The sequence below is a fragment of the Mycobacterium sp. 3-98 genome (genome assembly GCF_035918355.1).
GTDB classification, from domain to species: Bacteria; Actinomycetota; Actinomycetes; order Mycobacteriales; family Mycobacteriaceae; genus Mycobacterium; species Mycobacterium intracellulare.
In genome coordinates this window covers 1170095-1187855 of sequence record NZ_CP142360.1, presented here as the reverse complement: position 1 = coordinate 1187855, position 17761 = coordinate 1170095, and the positions used below count along the sequence as shown (strand labels likewise).

Annotated in this window: 18 protein-coding genes; 12 read left to right on the top strand and 6 right to left on the bottom strand. The window is 71.6% G+C overall.

What is annotated here, in order from left to right; genetic code table 11:
- The first annotated feature begins 68 nt into the window (after positions 1-68).
- On the top strand, positions 69-1670 hold the full coding sequence (gene fadD8, locus QGN30_RS05815; protein WP_009951867.1) for a fatty-acid--CoA ligase FadD8: 1602 nt from the start codon (positions 69-71) through the stop codon (positions 1668-1670).
- 75 nt (positions 1671-1745) lie between these two features.
- Here the strand turns inward: fadD8 and QGN30_RS05810 are convergent, their stop codons facing one another.
- Complete coding sequence (locus tag QGN30_RS05810; protein ID WP_038537675.1) at positions 1746-2288, bottom strand: TetR/AcrR family transcriptional regulator; 543 nt, start codon at positions 2286-2288, stop codon at positions 1746-1748.
- An 85-nt stretch (positions 2289-2373) separates the two neighbouring features.
- Between QGN30_RS05810 and QGN30_RS05805 the strand changes: the two genes are divergently transcribed.
- The 10 genes from QGN30_RS05805 to QGN30_RS05760 all read left to right on the top strand — a co-directional run bounded on the left by QGN30_RS05805 (position 2374) and on the right by QGN30_RS05760 (position 10602).
- A complete protein-coding gene (locus QGN30_RS05805) occupies positions 2374-3309 on the top strand; it encodes an aldo/keto reductase (RefSeq protein ID WP_008261042.1) in 936 nt (311 codons plus the stop codon).
- 14 nt (positions 3310-3323) lie between these two features.
- On the top strand, positions 3324-3779 hold the full coding sequence (locus tag QGN30_RS05800) for a nitroreductase family deazaflavin-dependent oxidoreductase (RefSeq protein ID WP_014942953.1): 456 nt from the start codon (positions 3324-3326) through the stop codon (positions 3777-3779).
- A 13-nt stretch (positions 3780-3792) separates the two neighbouring features.
- The gene (locus tag QGN30_RS05795) at positions 3793-4695 is read left to right on the top strand and encodes a 1,4-dihydroxy-2-naphthoyl-CoA synthase (RefSeq protein ID WP_038537677.1); all 903 of its coding nucleotides are present in this window, start codon (positions 3793-3795) and stop codon (positions 4693-4695) included.
- Positions 4696-4724: 29 nt separating this feature from the next.
- Positions 4725-5621, top strand: a complete 897-nt coding sequence (locus QGN30_RS05790) for an SDR family oxidoreductase (protein WP_008261046.1) — start codon at positions 4725-4727, stop codon at positions 5619-5621.
- Positions 5622-5661: 40 nt separating this feature from the next.
- Complete coding sequence (locus QGN30_RS05785; protein ID WP_008261047.1) at positions 5662-6069, top strand: VOC family protein; 408 nt, start codon at positions 5662-5664, stop codon at positions 6067-6069.
- A gap of 97 nt (positions 6070-6166) precedes the next feature.
- Positions 6167-7405, top strand: coding sequence for an inorganic phosphate transporter (locus tag QGN30_RS05780; RefSeq protein ID WP_008261048.1), 1239 nt, complete (start codon positions 6167-6169; stop codon positions 7403-7405).
- Positions 7402-7713, top strand: a complete 312-nt coding sequence (locus QGN30_RS05775) for a hypothetical protein (protein ID WP_008261049.1) — start codon at positions 7402-7404, stop codon at positions 7711-7713. The genes QGN30_RS05780 and QGN30_RS05775 overlap by 4 nt, the downstream gene beginning before the upstream one ends.
- A gap of 56 nt (positions 7714-7769) precedes the next feature.
- Positions 7770-8072: a DUF3349 domain-containing protein gene (locus QGN30_RS05770; protein WP_008261050.1), complete on the top strand. Its 303-nt coding sequence runs from the start codon at positions 7770-7772 to the stop codon at positions 8070-8072.
- Positions 8073-8140: 68 nt separating this feature from the next.
- Positions 8141-9226 carry an o-succinylbenzoate--CoA ligase gene (menE, locus tag QGN30_RS05765; RefSeq protein ID WP_008261059.1) on the top strand — a complete coding sequence of 362 codons (1086 nt, stop codon included), beginning with the start codon at positions 8141-8143 and terminating at the stop codon, positions 9224-9226.
- 35 nt (positions 9227-9261) lie between these two features.
- Complete coding sequence (locus QGN30_RS05760) at positions 9262-10602, top strand: hypothetical protein (protein WP_038537680.1); 1341 nt, start codon at positions 9262-9264, stop codon at positions 10600-10602.
- Between the two features lie 153 nt (positions 10603-10755).
- Here the strand turns inward: QGN30_RS05760 and QGN30_RS05755 are convergent, their stop codons facing one another.
- The 3 genes from QGN30_RS05755 to QGN30_RS05745 are packed head-to-tail and all read right to left on the bottom strand — an operon-like array spanning position 10756 to position 13868.
- Positions 10756-11421 (bottom strand): TIGR04282 family arsenosugar biosynthesis glycosyltransferase, encoded by a 666-nt coding sequence (locus QGN30_RS05755; protein WP_008261071.1) that lies wholly within the window; start codon positions 11419-11421, stop codon positions 10756-10758.
- Entirely contained in the window at positions 11418-12080 is a 663-nt protein-coding gene (locus QGN30_RS05750) for a glycosyltransferase family 2 protein (RefSeq protein WP_014381199.1), read from the bottom strand. Before QGN30_RS05750 ends, QGN30_RS05755 begins: the two co-directional genes overlap by 4 nt.
- A gap of 3 nt (positions 12081-12083) precedes the next feature.
- Entirely contained in the window at positions 12084-13868 is a 1785-nt protein-coding gene (locus QGN30_RS05745; RefSeq protein ID WP_248923246.1) for a hypothetical protein, read from the bottom strand.
- Between the two features lie 306 nt (positions 13869-14174).
- Here QGN30_RS05745 and QGN30_RS05740 point away from each other — a divergent pair, with 306 nt between their 5' ends.
- Complete coding sequence (locus QGN30_RS05740) at positions 14175-15884, top strand: DUF7937 domain-containing protein (protein WP_041787109.1); 1710 nt, start codon at positions 14175-14177, stop codon at positions 15882-15884.
- A gap of 4 nt (positions 15885-15888) precedes the next feature.
- Here QGN30_RS05740 and QGN30_RS05735 read toward each other — a convergent pair whose 3' ends face one another.
- Together QGN30_RS05735 and QGN30_RS05730 are read right to left on the bottom strand one after the other, a co-directional pair.
- A complete protein-coding gene (locus QGN30_RS05735) occupies positions 15889-16917 on the bottom strand; it encodes an NAD-dependent epimerase/dehydratase family protein (RefSeq protein ID WP_038537689.1) in 1029 nt (342 codons plus the stop codon).
- Positions 16914-17690 (bottom strand): S-methyl-5'-thioadenosine phosphorylase, encoded by a 777-nt coding sequence (locus tag QGN30_RS05730; RefSeq protein ID WP_230487585.1) that lies wholly within the window; start codon positions 17688-17690, stop codon positions 16914-16916. Before QGN30_RS05730 ends, QGN30_RS05735 begins: the two co-directional genes overlap by 4 nt.
- Positions 17691-17761 lie beyond the last annotated feature (71 nt).

Genomic DNA, 17761 nt, shown 5'->3' with positions numbered 1-17761 from the left:
TGGTAATGATCGGTGGGGTCTTCGAGGGTGCGGCTGACCCAAATTGCAACACGTTCTAGTCTTGCCACATGAGTGACGAGCTGCTGCGCAACCCGACCCACAACGGCCACCTGCTCGTGGGCGCCCTCAAGCGCCACAAGAACAAGCCGGTGCTGTTCCTCGGCGACACCACGCTGACCGGCGGTCAGATGGCCGAGCGGATCAGTCAGTACATCCAGGCGTTCGAGGCGCTCGGCGCGGGCACCGGTGTGGCGGTCGGCTTGCTGTCGCTCAACCGCCCCGAGGTGCTGCTGATCATCGGCGCCGGCCAGACCCGCGGCTACCGGCGCACCGCCCTGCACCCGCTGGGCTCGCTGGACGACCACGCGTACGTGCTCAACGACGCCGGCATCAGCTCGCTGATCATCGACCCCAACCCGATGTTCGTCGAGCGCGCGCTGGCCCTGCTGGAGAAGGTGCCGGGGCTCAAGCAGATCCTGACCATCGGGCCGGTGCCCGAGGCGTTGAACGGTGTCGCGGTCGACCTGGCGGCCGAGGCGGCCAAGTACGACCCGCAGCCGCTGGTCGCCGCGGACCTGCCGCCGGATCAGGTCATCGGCCTGACCTACACCGGCGGCACCACCGGCAAGCCCAAGGGCGTGATGGGCACCGCGCAGTCGATCTCGTCGATGACCCAGATCCAGCTCTCGGAGTGGGAGTGGCCGGAGGATCCGCGGTTCTTGATGATCACCCCGCTCTCGCACGCGGGGGCGGCGTATTTCCTGCCCACCCTGATCAAGGGCGGCGAGATGCACGTGCTGCCCAAGTTCGACCCGGCAGATGTGCTGAAAACCATTGAGGAGAAACGCATCACGGCCACCTTCCTGGTGCCGTCGATGCTGTACGCGCTGATGGACCACCCCGATTCGCACACCCGCGACCTGTCGTCGCTGCAGACCGTCTATTACGGCGCGTCGGCGATCAACCCGGTTCGGCTGGCCGAGGCGATCCGCCGGTTCGGCAAGATCTTCGCGCAGAACTACGGGCAGTCCGAGGCGCCGATGGCCATCACCTACCTGGCCAAGAACGAGCACGACGAGAAGCGGCTCACCTCGTGCGGGCGCCCGACCCTGTTCGCGCGGGTGGCGCTGCTGGGCGAGGACGGCAAGCCGGTCCCCCAGGGCGAGCCCGGCGAAATCTGTGTCAGCGGACCGCTTTTGGCCGGCGGGTACTGGAACCTGCCCGACGAGACGGCGAAGACTTTCAAAGACGGCTGGTTGCACACCGGCGACATGGCCCGCGAGGACGAGGACGGCTTCTACTTCATCGTCGACCGGGTCAAGGACATGATCGTCACCGGTGGCTTCAACGTCTTCCCCCGCGAGGTCGAGGACGTCGTCGCCGAGCACCCGGCGATCGCCCAGGTATGCGTGGTCGGCGCGCCGGACGAGAAGTGGGGCGAGGCCGTCACCGCGGTGGTGGTGCTGCGCTCCGACGCGCCCCGCGACGACGCCGCGATCGAGAAGATGACCGCCGAGATCCAGGCCGCGGTCAAGGACCGCAAGGGCTCGGTGCAGTCACCCAAGCGGGTGGTGATCGCCGAATCGCTGCCGTTGACCGGGCTGGGCAAGCCGGACAAGAAGGCCGTGCGCGCGCAGTTCTGGGAGGGCGCCGAACGCTCGGTGGGTTGAGCATTGCGCGGGTTGCGCCGAGCGCCCGGCCCGCCGGGCGCTGGCGGCGCGGCGCCCGGCTGGCCGGGCGCTCGGTCAGGTCGCCGAGACGCCGGCCACCAGCAGGTCGAGCATGCGGCCGGTCTGCTCCGATGAACCGCTGACCAAAAAGATGCCGATGAGGCTGGACACCACGTCGTCGGCGCGCACGTCGGCGCGCAGGCTGCCGTCGTCGGCGCCCGCCCGCAACAGCAGCTCGACGGCGCCGACGATGCTGTCGCGGGTCTGGCTGGGTTCCATTGCGCCAGAATCGAAGATCGCCTGCAGGGACTCGGCCATGCCGCGCTTGGCGGCCACGAAGCCCGCGTAGCGGTCCATCCAGCGTCGCAGCGCCGTCGTGGGCGGATGCCGCCCGAGCAGCTGCTCGGCGGCCGCGGCCACCTCGGCGAGCTCGGCCCGGTAGATGGCCTCGACGAGGGCCTCCCGATTGGGGAAATGGCGGTACAGCGTGCCGATCCCGACGCCCGCGTCGCGGGCGATCGACTCGAGCGAGGCCGCCGCGCCGTGCTCGGTGAACGCCGCGGTGGCCGCCAACAGCAGCCGCTCGCGATTGCGGCGCGCATCCGACCTTCCCACCAAAGCGGAGGCACCTCCGTTTCTGCTACGCTGACGAAAGCGGAGGACCCTCCGCATTTTTCCAGTGTCTCACGATCAAGGGAGCACCATGACCGATCTCAACCCCGGCGGCATCGGCACCATCGGATCGCATCCCGTCGCCCGCATGGGCTACGGCGCCATGCAACTGTTCGAGACCTCCCCGCAGGACGCGGCGGCGGTGCTGCGGCGCGCGATCGACCTCGGCGTCAACCACATCGACACCGCGTCGTTCTACGGTCCCGGCGAGGTCAACCGCCGGATCCGCGCGGCGCTGGCCCCCTACCCGGACGACCTCGTCATCGTCAGCAAGGTCGGCGCCCGCTACACCGGCGAGCAACCCATCCCGCTGGCTCCAGCGCAACGGCCCTCCGAGCTGCGCGCCGCCGTCGAGGACGACCTGCGCCAGCTCGGCCTCGACCGCGTCCCGGTGGTGAACCTGCGGCGGCTCGACTCGGGCATCGGCATGGCCGCCGAGGGCGATCAGATCGTCGACCTCGACGACCAGCTGGCCGAGATGATCGCCCTGCGCGACGAGGGCAAGATCGGCGCGATCGGGCTCAGCAGCGTGTCGCTCGACGTGCTGCGGCGGGCGCTGCCCGCCGGCATCGCCTGTGTGCAGAACGCCTACAGCCTGCTGGACCGCTCCCAGGAAGCCGCGCTCGAGCTGTGCGTCGACGAGGGCATCGCGTGGGTGCCGTACTTCCCGCTCGGCTCCGCCTTGCCCGGATTCCCGAAGGTCGCCGACGATCCGGTGGTGGCCGGCATCGCCGGCGAGCTGGGCGTCTCCGGCGCCCGGGTCGGGTTGGCCTGGATCCTGGCGCATGCGCCGAACACGTTGCTGATTCCGGGCACCCGGTCGATCGCCCACCTCGAGGAGAACATGGCCGCGGCCGACGTCACGCTGAGCGCCGAGGCGATCGCCCGGCTCGACGCGGTCGCCACACCCGGCGTCGACCCCTGGGCGCAGGGCGCCGAGCCCTTCCGGGAGGCGTCCCGGAGCTGACTAGTGTGTCAGGCATGGCACGCGCTGACGGGCTCAAGCCGCCCTGGTGGCTGAAACCGGCGAACAAGGTGTTCATTCAGCTCTCCCGGCTGGGCCTCAGCTTCGGCGGTGAAAGCCCGGTGGTGTTGACCGTGCCGGGCCGCAAGTCCGGCACGCCACGGTCGACGCCGGTGACACCGATGACGGTGGACGGCAAACGCTATGTGGTGGGCGGGTTTCCGGGCGCGGATTGGATCCGCAACGTCCGCGCCGCCGAGCACGCGACGCTGGCCCGCGGCCGGCACCGCGAGCGGGTGCGGATGGTGGAGCTGCCCGCCGACGAGGCGCGCCCGTTCCTGCGGGCATTTCCCACCGAGGTGCCCACCGGGGTCGGCTTTATGAAGCGCTCGGGGTTGGTCACCGACGGCCGCCCCGAAGAGTTCGAGGCGCTGGCCGGCGTGTGTCCGGTATTCCGGCTGGACCCGGCATAGGAGTTCACAGACGTTGAGTGACAACCCGTTTGACGCCGACCAGTGGCGTCCCGTCGAGGGCTTCGGCGACCTGACCGACATCACCTATCACCGGCACGTCGACGACGCCACGGTGCGGGTGGCGTTCGACCGGCCCGAGGTGCGCAACGCGTTCCGGCCGCACACCGTCGACGAGCTCTACCGGGTGCTCGACCACGCCCGGATGTCCGCGGGAGTCGGCGTGGTGTTGCTGACCGGCAACGGCCCCTCGCCCAAGGACGGCGGTTGGGCATTCTGCTCCGGCGGCGATCAACGCATCCGCGGGCGCAGCGGCTACCAGTACGCCAGCGGCGAGACCGCCGACACCGTCGACCCCGCCCGGGCCGGACGGCTGCACATCCTCGAGGTGCAGCGGCTGATCCGGTTCATGCCCAAGGTGGTCATCTGCCTGGTCAACGGGTGGGCGGCCGGCGGCGGGCACAGCCTGCACGTGGTCTGCGACCTCACCCTGGCCAGCCGCGAGCACGCCCGCTTCAAGCAGACCGACGCCGACGTCGGCAGCTTCGACGGCGGCTACGGCAGCGCCTACCTGGCCCGCCAGGTGGGCCAGAAGTTCGCCCGCGAGATCTTCTTTCTGGGCCGGGCCTACACCGCCGAGCAGATGCACCACATGGGCGCGGTCAACGCCGTCGTCGACCATGCCGAGCTGGAATCCGAAGCCATCGCATGGGCGCGCGAGATCAACGCCAAATCCCCTCAGGCGCAACGCATGCTGAAGTTCGCGTTCAACCTGCCCGACGACGGCCTGGTGGGCCAGCAGCTGTTCGCGGGCGAGGCCACCCGGCTGGCCTACATGACCGACGAGGCCGTCGAGGGCCGCGACGCCTTCCTGGAAAAGCGCGACCCCGACTGGAGCCGGTTTCCCCGGTACTTCTGAGCCCGCCCGCCCGCCTAGACTCGCGTCCCGTGAGCAAGAGTCCGCTTCGCCGGTTCACCGACCAGCTGGTGCTGGCCACCATGCGACCGCCGATGGCCCCGCAGGTGCTGGTCAACCGGCCGCTGATCAAGCCGATCGAGCTGGCGGGCAAGCGCATCCTGCTCACCGGGGCGTCGTCGGGCATCGGCGAGGCCGCCGCCGAGCAGTTCGCCCGCGAGGGGGCCACGGTGGTCGTCGTGGCCCGTCGCCAGGAGCTGCTGGACGCACTGGCCGAGCGGATCACCACGGCGGGCGGTGACGCCACGGCGATCGCTTGCGACGTCTCGGACATGGACGCCGTCGACGCGCTGGTCGCCGACGTCGAGAAACGGCTCGGCGGCGTCGACATCCTGATCAACAACGCCGGCCGGTCCATCCGCCGGCCGCTGGCCGAGTCGCTGGAGCGCTGGCACGACGTCGAGCGGACCATGGTGCTCAACTACTACGCGCCGTTGCGGCTGATCCGCGGCCTGGCGCCGGGAATGATCGAACGCGGCGACGGCCACATCATCAACGTCTCGACGTGGGGGGTGCTCTCGGAGGCGTCGCCGCTGTTCTCGGTGTACAACGCGTCGAAGGCCGCGCTGTCGACCGTGAGCCGGGTCATCGAAACGGAGTGGGGCGAGCGGGGTGTGCACTCCACGGCGCTGTACTACCCCCTGGTGGCCACCCCGATGATCGCGCCCACGAAGGCCTACGAGGGCGTGCCGGCGCTGACGCCGGAAGAGGCCGGCGAGTGGATGATCACCGCCGCCCGCACCCGCCCGGTGCGCATCGCGCCGCGCATGGCGATCGCGGCCAAGGCGCTGGACACCTTTGGCCCCCGCTGGGTCAACGCCGTCATGCAGCGCCAGAGCATCCAGCCCAATCGCAAGGGCGACCGCTGACCGGACCGGCGCGATCGGGCCCGTGTGATAGACACGAGTTATGGAGATCCTGGCCAGCCGGATGCTGCTCCGGCCCGCGGACTACCAGCGGTCCCTGGCCTTCTACCGCGACGAGATCGGCCTGGCGATAGCGCGTGAATACGGCGGCGGCACAGTGTTTTTCGCCGGGCAGTCGCTGCTGGAGCTGGCCGGGTACGGCTCCCCGGACCATTCCCGCGGCCCGTTCCCGGGCGCGCTGTGGCTGCAGGTCCGCGACCTCGAGGCGACCCAGGCCGAGCTACGCGGCCGCGGCGTGTCGATCGCCCGCGAGGCGCGTCAGGAACCCTGGGGCCTGCACGAGATGCACGTGCTCGACCCCGACGGCATCACGCTCATTTTCATCCAGATCCCCCCGGACCACCCGTTGCGCCGCGACACCCGAGGTGAACGGCAGGGAAATTCCGGTTAACTGAGAGGTAACATCTGGCGACGACTCAAGGTACACCCGCGTTTCATGTCATGCCGCATTCGACAATGGATTGCCCCTACCACCAGAATCAGGCCCTGTGAACATCCAATTGTTCCTCTTGATCATTGTCGTAATCACGGCACTGGCTTTCGATTTCACCAACGGCTTTCATGACACGGGCAACGCGATGGCGACCTCGATCGCCAGTGGCGCGCTCAAGCCCAAAACGGCGGTTCTGCTCTCGGCGGTACTGAATCTGGTGGGCGCGTTCATGTCCACCGCCGTCGCCGCCACGATCGCCAAGGGCCTCATCGACTCCAACATCGTGACGCTGGAGCTGGTGTTCGCCGGCCTGGTCGGCGGCGTCGTCTGGAACCTGCTGACCTGGCTGCTCGGCATCCCCTCGAGTTCGTCGCACGCCCTGATCGGCGGCATCGTCGGCGCCACGATCGCTGCCGTCGGCGCGCACGGCGTGATCTGGAAGGGCGTGATCTCCAAGGCCATCATCCCGGCCGTCGTGTCGGCGATCCTGGCCATCGCGATCGGCGCGGTCGCCACCTGGCTGGTCTACCGGATCACCCGCGGCGTGCCGAAGGCCCGCACGGAGGCCGGTTTCCGGCGCGGCCAGATCGGTTCGGCGTCGCTGGTCTCGCTCGCCCACGGCACCAACGACGCACAGAAGACGATGGGCATCATCTTCCTGGCGCTCATCTCCTACGGCTCGGTCAGCAAGACCGCCACCATGCCGCCGCTGTGGGTCATCGTGAGCTGCGCGCTGGCCATGGCGACCGGCACCTACCTCGGCGGGTGGCGCATCATCCGCACGCTGGGCAAGGGCCTGGTCGAGATCCAGTCGCCGCAGGGCATGGCCGCCGAATCCTCCTCGGCCGCGGTGATCCTGCTGTCGGCCCACTTCGGCTACGCGCTGTCGACCACCCAGGTGTGCACGGGTTCGGTGCTGGGCAGCGGGCTGGGCAAGCCCGGCGGCGAGGTCCGCTGGGGCGTCGCCGGCCGCATGGGGGTCGCCTGGCTGGTCACCCTCCCGCTGGCGGGGCTGGTCGGCGCCTTCACCTACGGCATCGTGCACCTGATCGGCGGCTACCCGGGGGCGATCACCGGTTTCGCGCTGCTGGTCGCGGTCTCGGCCACCATCTACCTCCGGTCGCGCAGGGTCAAGGTCGACCACCACAACGTCAACGCCGAATGGAAGGGCGATCTGACCAGCGGGCTGCAGGCCGCCGACCAGCCGCCGCCCGGCGATGACGGACCCACGCTCGGCGGCGTGTCCGCCCGGTACGACTCCGACGACCCGTCGCTGAAAGCCAACGCCTCATGAGCCACATCGGCGACTGGTTCAACTACCAGGCGAGCCTGAAGATTCTGGTCTTCGCGATGCTGGCCGGCGCCGCCCTGCCGGGGCTGTTCGCCCTCGGGATCCGGCTGCAGTCCGCGGGGGCGGGCGACATCAGTCTGGACGGCGCCAGCAACGGCTCCGCCCCGCGGCGCAACCCGATGCTGACTGCGTTGGCGTGGAGCATCTACGCGCTGGTCATCGCGGTGATCGCGCTGGCGTTGCTCTACATTGCCCGCGATTTCATCGCCCATCACACCGGCTATCCGCTGCTTGGAGCGAAACCCAAGTAGCATCGTTTGATGCCCATCGAGTCGGCGAACCGGACGCCGGGGAGAGCTGTATCCGCGTGAACGGATTTCTCAATTCCATCGTCTCGTGGCTCCGCGCGGGCTACCCCGAGGGCGTGCCACCCACCGACACGTTCCCGGTGCTCGCGCTGCTGGCCCGCCGGCTGTCCAACGACGAAGCCAAGGCCGTGGCGTGCGAGCTGGTTCGGCGCGGCGAGTTCGACGACGTCGACATCGGCGTGCTGATCACCCAGATCACCGACGAGCTGCCGTCGCCGCAGGACGTCGAGCGGGTACGGGTGCGGCTGGCGGCCCAGGGCTGGCCCTTCGACGACGCCGATCAGGCCGGGGATCCGGCATAGCCGTACTGCGCGCGCTGCACGTCCCGCCGGGCGCGGCGGCCGAGACGCTGCTGCCCGCCCTGGCGGGCGTGCTGGAGGGACGCGACCCGGCGCTGGTAGCCGTCGGCGACGATCGCGAGTCGGCGGCGCTGCGGGCGGGGCTGCGCGTCGGGGAAACCATCGACGACGACGTGGCCCTGGTGGCGGCGACGTCGGGCACCACCGGCAACCCGAAGGGCGCCCTGCTGACAGCGGCCGCCCTGCGGGCCAGCGCCGCGGCCACCCATGACCGCCTGGGCGGCCCGGGCAGCTGGCTGCTCGCCCTGCCGCCACACCACATCGCCGGGGTGCAGGTGCTGGTCCGCAGCCTGCTCGCCGGCACGTCGCCGGTCGAGATGGATGTCACCGGCGGCTTCGATGAAACCGAATTGCCCAGGGCCATCGGCGCTTTGGGCCCCGGCAGGCGGTACACCTCGCTGGTCGCCGCGCAGTTGGCCAAGGCGCTCGCCGACCCGGCGGCCGCGGCCGCCCTCGCCGAACTCGACGCCGTGCTGCTCGGCGGCGGGCCCGCGCCGCGTCCGGTCCTGGACGCCGCGGCCACGGCCGGAATCACCGTCGTGCGCACCTACGGCATGAGTGAGACCGCCGGCGGGTGCGTCTACGACGGCGTCCCGCTGGCCGGGGTGCGGCTGAGGGTGGCCGACGGGCGCATCGTCATCGGGGGCGCGACGGTGGCCAAGGGCTACCGCGACCCCATCGACCCCGACCCGTTCGCCGAGCCCGGCTGGTTCGTGACCGACGACCTCGGCGCCATCGACGGCGCGGGCGTGCTGACGGTCCTGGGCCGCGCTGACGACGCGATCAGCACCGGCGGGCTGACGGTGTTGCCGCAGCCGGTCGAGGCGGCGCTGTGCAGCCACCCGGCCGTCCGCGATTGCGCGGTGTTCGGGGTGGCCGACGAACGCCTCGGGCAGCGGGTGGTCGCCGCGATCGTGGTGCACGACGGCCGCGTGGCGCCGACTGTGGAGGCGCTGCGCGCGCACGTGACGCGCGCCCTGGACGCCACCGCGGCGCCGCGCGAGGTGCACGTCGTCGACGCGCTGCCGCGCCGCGGCATCGGCAAGGTCGACCGCGCGGCGCTGGTGCGCCGCTTCGCCGGCGCGAGCGATCAATAGGCTGTGCGTCCGTGAGGCGGGGTCGACGGCAGGCGGTGCGCGACGCCGTCGCGGTGTCGATCGGCGCGGCGCTGGTGGCGGCGGCGTTCGTGCTGCCGCGGATGAACCTGGGGGTCCGGCCGCGCCTGGATGTCGGGGCGGAAAAGTTCGCCACCCACGCCGGCTCGGCGCCGATCTTCGGCGAGTGGCTGATCCACGCCGGCTGGGGCACCGGCCCGGCCATTGCCCTCGCCGTCGTCGTCGTCGCGTGGGGACCGACTCTGGCGCAACGACTTTCGTGGCGGGCGCTGACGCTGGGCAGCTGGGCCGTCGCCGGCGGGTGGGCGTTCGCGCTGGCGATGATCGACGGCTGGCAGCGCGGCTTCGCCGGCCGGCTGACCACCCGGGACGAATACCTGTCGCAGGTGCCGGGCGTCACCGACATTCCAGCCACGCTGCGCACGTTCGCCGGCCGGATCGTGGACTACCAACCGCATTCGTGGACCACCCACGTGTCGGGGCATCCGCCCGGGGCGCTGCTGACGTTCGTCTGGCTGGACCGGATCGGTCTGCACGGCGGCGCCTGGGCCGGGCTGCTGTGCCTGCTGGCCGGCTCGAGCGCCGCCGCCGCGGTGGTGGTCGGCGTGCGCGCGCTGGCCGACGAGTCCACCGCGCGGCGGGTAGCCCCGTTCGTGGCGCTGGCGCCGACGGCGATCTGGGTGGCCGTCTCCGCCGACGGATACTTCGCCGGCGTGGCCGCGTGGGGCATCGCGCTGCTGGCCGTGGCGGTGCACCGCCCGGTCCGGTTCCCCGCCCTGACCGCCGCCGCGGCCGGGCTGCTGCTGGGCTGGGGAGTGTTCTGCAACTACGGCCTGATGCTGATGGGGCTGCCGGCGGCGGCGGTGCTGGCGTCCGCGGCGGACTGGAGGGCGATCCTGCGGGCGCTCGGTCCGGCGGCGCTGGCCGCGATCGGGGTGGCGGTGGCCTTCGCCGTCGCCGGGTTCTATTGGTTCGACGGCTATCACCTTGTGCAGCAACGCTATTGGCAGGGCATCGCCAAGGACCGGCCGTTTCAGTACTGGAGCTGGGCCAACCTGGCGTGCGTGGTGTGCGCGATCGGGCTGGGCGGCGTCGCCGGGCTCGGGCGGGTGTTCGACGGCGCCGCCGTCCGTCGCCGCTCCGGTTTTCACCTGCTGTTGTTGGGCGTGCTGGCCGCCGTCGTGTGCGCGGACCTGAGCATGCTCAGCAAGGCCGAGGTGGAACGCATCTGGTTGCCGTTCACCATCTGGCTCACCGCGGCGGCCGCGCTGCTGCCGGTGCGCTCGCACCGGATCTGGTTGGCGCTCAACGCCGCCGGCGCCATTGCGCTCAACACGATCATCCTGACGAACTGGTAGGTCCGGTTCGAGTGTGAGCTGAGGGCAACGAGTGTGAATCCTGGGCTTTGAGTGTGAACGAGCGGCGGGAATTCAGCGATTTCTCCGCCCTGGCTGCACTCCCAAATCCAACGATTCACACTCAAAGCGCCAGACGCACCGCCGCTTGCGCGCTCACAGCCCGGCCGCGCGGGTGATCCGCGCGAAGCGGCTGTCGGGCCCGCAGGCCTCGCGCACCGCGGCGACGTCGTCGACGACGTCGACGTCGGCCAGCGTCTGCACCGTCGCGACGTCGATGCCCGTGTCGCGCAACGCCTTCAACGTCAGTTCCCCGGTGTCGGGCGCCGACATCGGTACGGTGCGCAGGCACTGGGCCATCGCCGGTGCGCCCACGCCCAGCACCCACCAGCCGCCGTCGCGGGCCGGCCCCAGCACGGCCGGCGCCTCGAGCAGCCGGCGCGCGCAGCCGGTCAACAACTCGGCGGTGACCTGGGGGGTGTCCATCCCGATCTGCAGCACCGGCAGCCCGTCCGACGAGGCGTCGGCGTGCGCGTTGGCGAGGCGTGCGGCGAAATCGTCGCCGCGCTGGGCGATCACGGTGAAGGACGCCAGTCGCCGCCGGATATCGGCGGCGCTCGCGGCGCGGCCGAGGTCCCCGGTGAGGGCGACGACCCGCGCCGCCACCGGCGCGTCGGCCACGGCGTCCAGCGTGTCGAGCAGTGCGGCGGCGGCGATCTCGGCGGCGACGCGGTCGCCGACGCTCGCCGCGAGCCGCGTCTTGGCCCGGCCCGGCTCGGGCGCTTTGGCGACCACCAGCAGCGTCACCGGCAGGGCGGTCACGAGATCACCTTCCAGAAGTCGAGGATCGCGGTGATGCTGCCGCGCAGCGATCCGCTGACCTTCGACTTGCCGCCCGTGCGCGGGCCGTAGCTGACGTCGAGTTCGACGACGCGCCAGCCGGCGGCCGCGGCGCGCACCAAAAGCTCGAGCGGATAACCGGATCGGCGGTCGGCGACGCCCAGCGCCAACAGCGCCTCGCGCCGGGCCACTCGCATGGGCGCGATGTCGTGCACCGGCAGGCCGTGGCGGGTGCGCAGCCGCCAGCTCATGACGACGGTCCCGATGCGGGCCACCCACGGCCAGTGCAGGCCGGGCACCGGACGGCGCCGGCCGGTCACCAGGTCGGCGCCCTGCTCGAGCGCGGCGACCAGCCGCGGCAGGTCCGCGCCGTCCATCGAGCCGTCGGCGTCGATGACCGCCACGATCGGGGTCGTCGCGGCCATCACGCCCGCGTGCACGGCGGCGCCGTACCCGGCCCGCGGTTCGGCGACGACCCGGGCGCCGTGGCGCGCCCCGACGCCGGCGGTGTCGTCGGTGCTGTTGTTGTCGACCACCAGCGCCCGGTAGCCGGCCGGAATGGCGGCCAGCACGGCCGGCAGCGACTCCTCCTCGTTGAGGCACGGCAGGACCACCGTGACCAGGCCGTCGGCGCCGGGCACGCGTCAGAACCCGCGGTGCGTGCGGGGCTCCTGCGGGAACAGCGGCTGCTGCGAGTGCGTCGGCGGCGCGGTCTGCTGGGTGTGCGTCTGCACCGGCGGTTGGGTGGTCGCCTTGGTGCTCGGCGGCGCATACGTCGTCGTCGGGGGTGCGTGCGTGGTCGTCGGGGGTGAATACGTCGTCGTCGGGGGCGAATACGTGGTCGTCGGGGGCGAATACGTCGTCGTCGGCGGCGAGTACGTCGTCGTCGGCGGCGAATACGTCGTCGTCGGGGGCGAATACGTCGTCGTCGGCGGCGAGTACGTCGTCGTCGGCGGCGAATACGTCGTCGTCGGGGGCGAATACGTCGTCGTCGGCGGCTGGGACGTCGTGATGGTCGGCGGCGTGTAGGGCGTCGTCGGGTTGTACGGCGGGTTGTAGGGCGGTTGCCACCCCGGGATCGGAATGGGAATCGGAATAGGAACCGGCACAATAGGATTCGGCCGCGGCGCCCAACCCGGATCGGGGTTGGGCACGACACCGGGGTTGCTCGGCGCCTCGGGAACGGGAGCGACCTGCGGACCCCCTCCGGACGGGGGCGCAACGTGTTCGGGAGCCGGGACGGTGCCGCCCTGGAACCCGGCGTTGGGCGCCTCGGGCGGCGGTGGGGGCAGCGGCGCCTGCTGCTGGCTCGGCAAGATCGGCATGAACTTGCCCGGGGTGCCGTTCTGCACGCCCACCACCGGCTGCTGGGCGGCGGTCGGGCGAACGGCAACCGCGATCGCGGTGGCCAGCGACGCCAATCCGATGACCGCGAAGGCGATGACGGCGTTGCCGATCACCAGCGATCGCCGCGACAGCTTCGTCGGCGCGTCCTCGCCGGCCTCGGCGTCGTCGCCGAACTCCGGGCCGTAGTCGTAGTCGTCGAATTCGGGGTCGTACTCGTCCATCTCGCCCGGATAGACCCCGCCCTCGTCGGCCATCGAGTACGCCAGCTGCGGCTCCTCGGCGTCCGGCGCGGGCACGACCGTCGTCTCGTCCCCGGTGAGGCCGGCGGCGGGGGCCATCGCGGTCGCGTCCCCGGCGGCGGGGGCCATCGCGGTCGCGTCACCGGTCAGGCCGACGGCCGGCGCCATGGCCGTCGCGTCCGGCGCGGACGCCGCCGCCGCGGCGATCGCGGCGCCGCGCGCGAGCGCAAACGTGGGGTCCTCGGCGACCTGCACCCGCATGGTGGACGCGTCGCGCAATTCGTCGGCGACCCGGTTGAGGTCGGGCGAGGCGCCGAGCAGATACACCTCCCCCGGCGCGTCGGGATGCGTGCCGAGGTTCGCCATCATCGTCTGGAACGCGGCGGTAGCGTCCGGGCCCGTGGCGCCGGTCAGCGGCTGGCTGGCCAACACGGTCGGCGGCGCGTCGGGGTCCCCGGCGTCCGGGCCCACCACCGACAGGGTGGCCGTCGCGTCGTCCATCACGAGCGCGGCGCCGGGCCGCCCGGCCGCCCGCATGAGGGCGGCAACGGCCTGCGACTCCGAGAGCACCGCCACGTTGTGAACGCCGGAGTCCTCCAGCGCCCGCCGCAGCTCGTCAGCCCGTGGCTCGTCGGACCAGCACAGGCGCGTGCCGACCAACCGGTGGTTCTCGTCGGCCAACAAGCGATTGGTTCCGACCACGGTCTCGGTGAGCGTGCCGAGCGGGTTGTCGGCGAGATCGATGACGGATTGGTCGATCACGTCGGTGCCCTGGGCGCCCGACCCCAGGAGCGCCAGGCGGGCGACGGGACCGGTGACCGCGACCCCCAAAACGACGTCCATCCCGCTTCTCCTTCACCCTGGCCACCCCGCACCAGCAATGTCCCGGCATCATTACACTTGCGATACCGTCGGCAGTATCAGTCATTCGGCGACAAGGTTCGCCACTAGCGCAGCGTAACCAGCTTTTCGAAGGACAGGACGGTCGCCGCGGAATCGCCTCCGCCCAGCGGCCCGTCCCAGCCACTGCCACGGCAGCCGAACGGAGAATATGTTCGCAAGCGAGCAGTGCGTGTGGCTCGGCAGGGCATTCCCCCGCCGGACACCGGCAGCTGCGCCGAAAGTAGTCGTCCTTGAATCCCGGGGGGCATGGTGAGCCAGAGCAGCGACGACACGCCAACCGGCCCCATCGGGGCCCGGGCCCAGCAGGCGCCCGCGCCCCGCATCATCCGCCCCCACGCCACCGGCGGCACGACACCCGTTGCCGGGGGCACGGGACGGCGCCGGGCCATCGTCAGCGACGCGACCGCGGTGGTGCTGTTGGTGCTCGCCGTGTTCTTGCCGTGGAATCTGTACTTCGGTGTCGGGATTCCCGACAGCAGTCCGGCCCTGTTCGCGGTGCTGCTCGCCGTGACGGTGCTGGCCGTCGCCGCCGTCGCGGTGGCCGGTTCCTGGCGGTCGGGCGGCGAGCGGTTCAACCCGGCGTCCGCGGCGCGGCTTCGGTTGGCGCTCAACGCCCCCTATCTGCTGCTGGTGCTCGCCGTCGTCGCGTTCGACGCGTACGAGACCGTCCGGTTCGGGGGCACGGTCACCGTGCCCGGCGGGGTGGGGCCCGGGGCGTGGGTCGGCGTCGCCGGCTCGCTGCTCAGCGCCCAGGCGGCGCCGGCCGGGCCGATCCCGGCCGACGACGAGTACACGGGCTGGCATCGCTCCGCCCGGATGATCGGGGCGCTGTCGATGCTCGCGGCGGTGCTCAGCTTCGGCTTCAACCTGTACTGGCGGGTGCGCTACGCGCTGCAAAGCACCAACGGCGCGGCGGAATTCGGCAAGCAGAACATCGCGGTGATCGCCACGGCGGTGGTGTACGGGGTGGTGGCGCTGGTCGCGGTCCTGGTCGCGTCCAGGTGGCTGCTGCAGCGCACCCGGGCGAGCCGGCTGACCACCGTCGCACTGGGTGCGTCGGCGTTGGCCGCGGGGATCCTGGTGTGGATCCTGCCCGTCGGCCGCGACCTCGATGCGTTCCACGGCATCGCCCAGAACACCTCGACCGCCGGGGTCGGCTTCGAGGGTTACCTCGCCTGGGCGGCAGGAGCGGCCATCTTCGCGCCGCGGGCCCTGTTCGGTCACCGCAACCCGTCGCCGGCGGAGGAATCCGCGTGGCGGTCCGCGACCCGAAATGGCTTGCTGCTCATCGCCGTCTGGGCCGTGGGGTCGATCGCGATGCGGCTCACCGACCTTGTCGTCGGCATCGCCTTGAACTATCCGTTCTCCCGATACGACAGCGTGGTGCTGGCCGCGTTCGACCTGGTGACCGCGGCCCTGGCGATCTGGCTGCGCCGCCGCCTGGCCGGAATCTCGGCGCGACTGGTCACGTCGCTGTGCGGGCTCGTCGCCGCCCTCAGCGTCGCCCGCGTGATCGTCGGCGTCGCGCTGGCGCCGCGGTTCGCCGACTCGCCCAATTCGCCCGCGCGGCAACCTGTCTACGGCAACGACCTCGCCCAGCAGATCACCAGCACCTTCGACGTGACGCTGTGCGGACTGGCGCTGGGCATCCTGGCGGCCGCCGTCGTGGCCGGGCAACTGCACGGGCGGCGCCTGGCTCGCCGCGCCGCCCGCAAGCGCGCGGCCGACGCGAATGCGGCGGCGCCGACCACCCGGGTCCGCGTGGGCCAGGCCCCCGGGCCGTCGGCCGCGGCCACCACCCGCATGCCCACCGGGGGGCCCGGCGCGGAGAGCGACCCACCCACCGCCGAGATCCCGCCGCTGGCCGGCTCGCCTCGCATCTTTCGCGGCGACGACTCCGGCACGCGGCAGATACCGGTGCGGGGGCCCCAGATCTTCCGCCCGCCGCAAACGTAGGGGTTCACCGAAGGGGCGCGAACGCGAACTCGCGCAACCCGTCACCCGGTAAGACCGCCGCGCGAAACCCCAGCACCTCGGCCGCCCGGGCCGGGTCGGCGACGATGTGGCGCACGTCGCCGCTGCGATACTGGCCGGTGACCAGCGGCGACAGCGAACCGCCCCGCGCGTCGCACAGCGCCGCGGCCACCTCGAAGATCGAAATCGGCTGCCCCGAGCAGACATTGGCCGCGAGGAAACCGTCGTCGTGCGCTAGCGCCGCGACGTTGGCGGCGGCCACGTCATCGACGTGCACGAAGTCGCGCATCTGGCCGCCGTCCTCGAAAACCCTTGGCGGCTCGCCCTTTTCCAGCGAAGACCGGAAGATCGCCGCCACGCCCGAATACGGGGTGTCGCGCGGCATGCCGGGGCCGTAGACGTTGTGGTAGCGCAGCGCCACCACCGAGCCGCCGGTGGCCTCCGACCAGGCCAGCGCGTAATGCTCCTGCGCGGTCTTGCTGGCCGCGTACAGGCTGCGGGGGCGCAGGCAGGCGTCCTCGTCGACGAGGCGCCACGCCAGCTCCTCCCCGCCGACCGGGCACCGGTGCTCGAAGGCCCCGGCGTCGAGGTCCGCGCGCCGGCGCGGCAGCGGGTCCACGCGCCCGTGCCGTCGGCAGTGATAGTTCCCCTGCCCGTAGACGACCATCGAGGACGCCAGCACCAGGCGCCGCACCCCGGCGGCGAACATCTGCGCCAGCAGCACCGTGGTGGCCAGGTCGTTGTGGCCGCCGTAGGCGGGCGCGTCGGCGGCGTCCACGCCGGCGCCCACCATCGCCGCCTGATGACACACCGCGTCCACGCCGTCCAGGAGCGGGGCCAGCGCGTCGGCGTCGCGCACGTCGACGCGGTGACATCCCTTCGGCAACACCGGGTTCGGGCCGTGCGCGGCGGGCAGCAGGACATCGACGGCGACGACGTCGTGGCCGGCGGCGCGCAGCGCGGCGCCCACCCGCGCGCCGATGAACCCGGCCGCGCCGGTCAACAACACCCTCATGGCAGCTCGATGGGCAGCGCCACCCCGGTGTGCGGCAGGCAGTGGGTGCAGGTGCGGTCGGCGGCGACCCGGCCGATGGCCGCGCGCACCAGCGCCTTGAACGGCCCGATGTTGCGTTCGAATTCGGCGAACACGTCGACGGTCCGCACGCCCTCCCCGGCGCTCACGCCGGCGTCCAGGTCGGTCACCAAAGCGATTGCCGCGTAACAGATTTCGAGCTCGCGGGCGAGCACGGCCTCCGGGTATCCGGTCATGTTCACCAGCGAGAACCCGGCGGAGGCGAACCACCGGCTTTCGGCGCGGGTGGAAAATCGCGGCCCCTGGATCACCACCATGGTGCCGCCGTCGACCACTTCGGGGAGGTCGCTGACCGCCGCGCGCAGCGTCGGGCAGTACGGATCGGCGAAGTCGACGTGGATCCCGCCGGAGTCGAAATAGGTGTCGGCGCGGCCCCGGGTGCGGTCGACCAGTTGATCGGGCACCACGATGGAGCCCGGGCCGAGTTCGGGTTTGAGGCTGCCGACCGCGCACGGCGCGAGCACCCGCCGCACGCCGAGTTTGCGCAGGGCCCACATGTTGGCCCGATACGGCACGGTGTGCGCGGAGAATTCGTGCTTGGCGCCGTGGCGGGGCAGGAAGGCGACGTCGTGTCCCTCGATGGCGCCCACGGTGACCGGGGCACTGGGCGCTCCGTAGGGGGTGTCGACCGTGACGTCGTCGGCGTCCGATCCGAAGAAGGTGTAGAAGCCGCTGCCGCCGATGACTCCGAGCATCCGACCATTGTGGTGCATGACCACGCGGTGATCGCGGGGCCTGGGGAGCGGCGGCCCGCATCCTGGCAGGA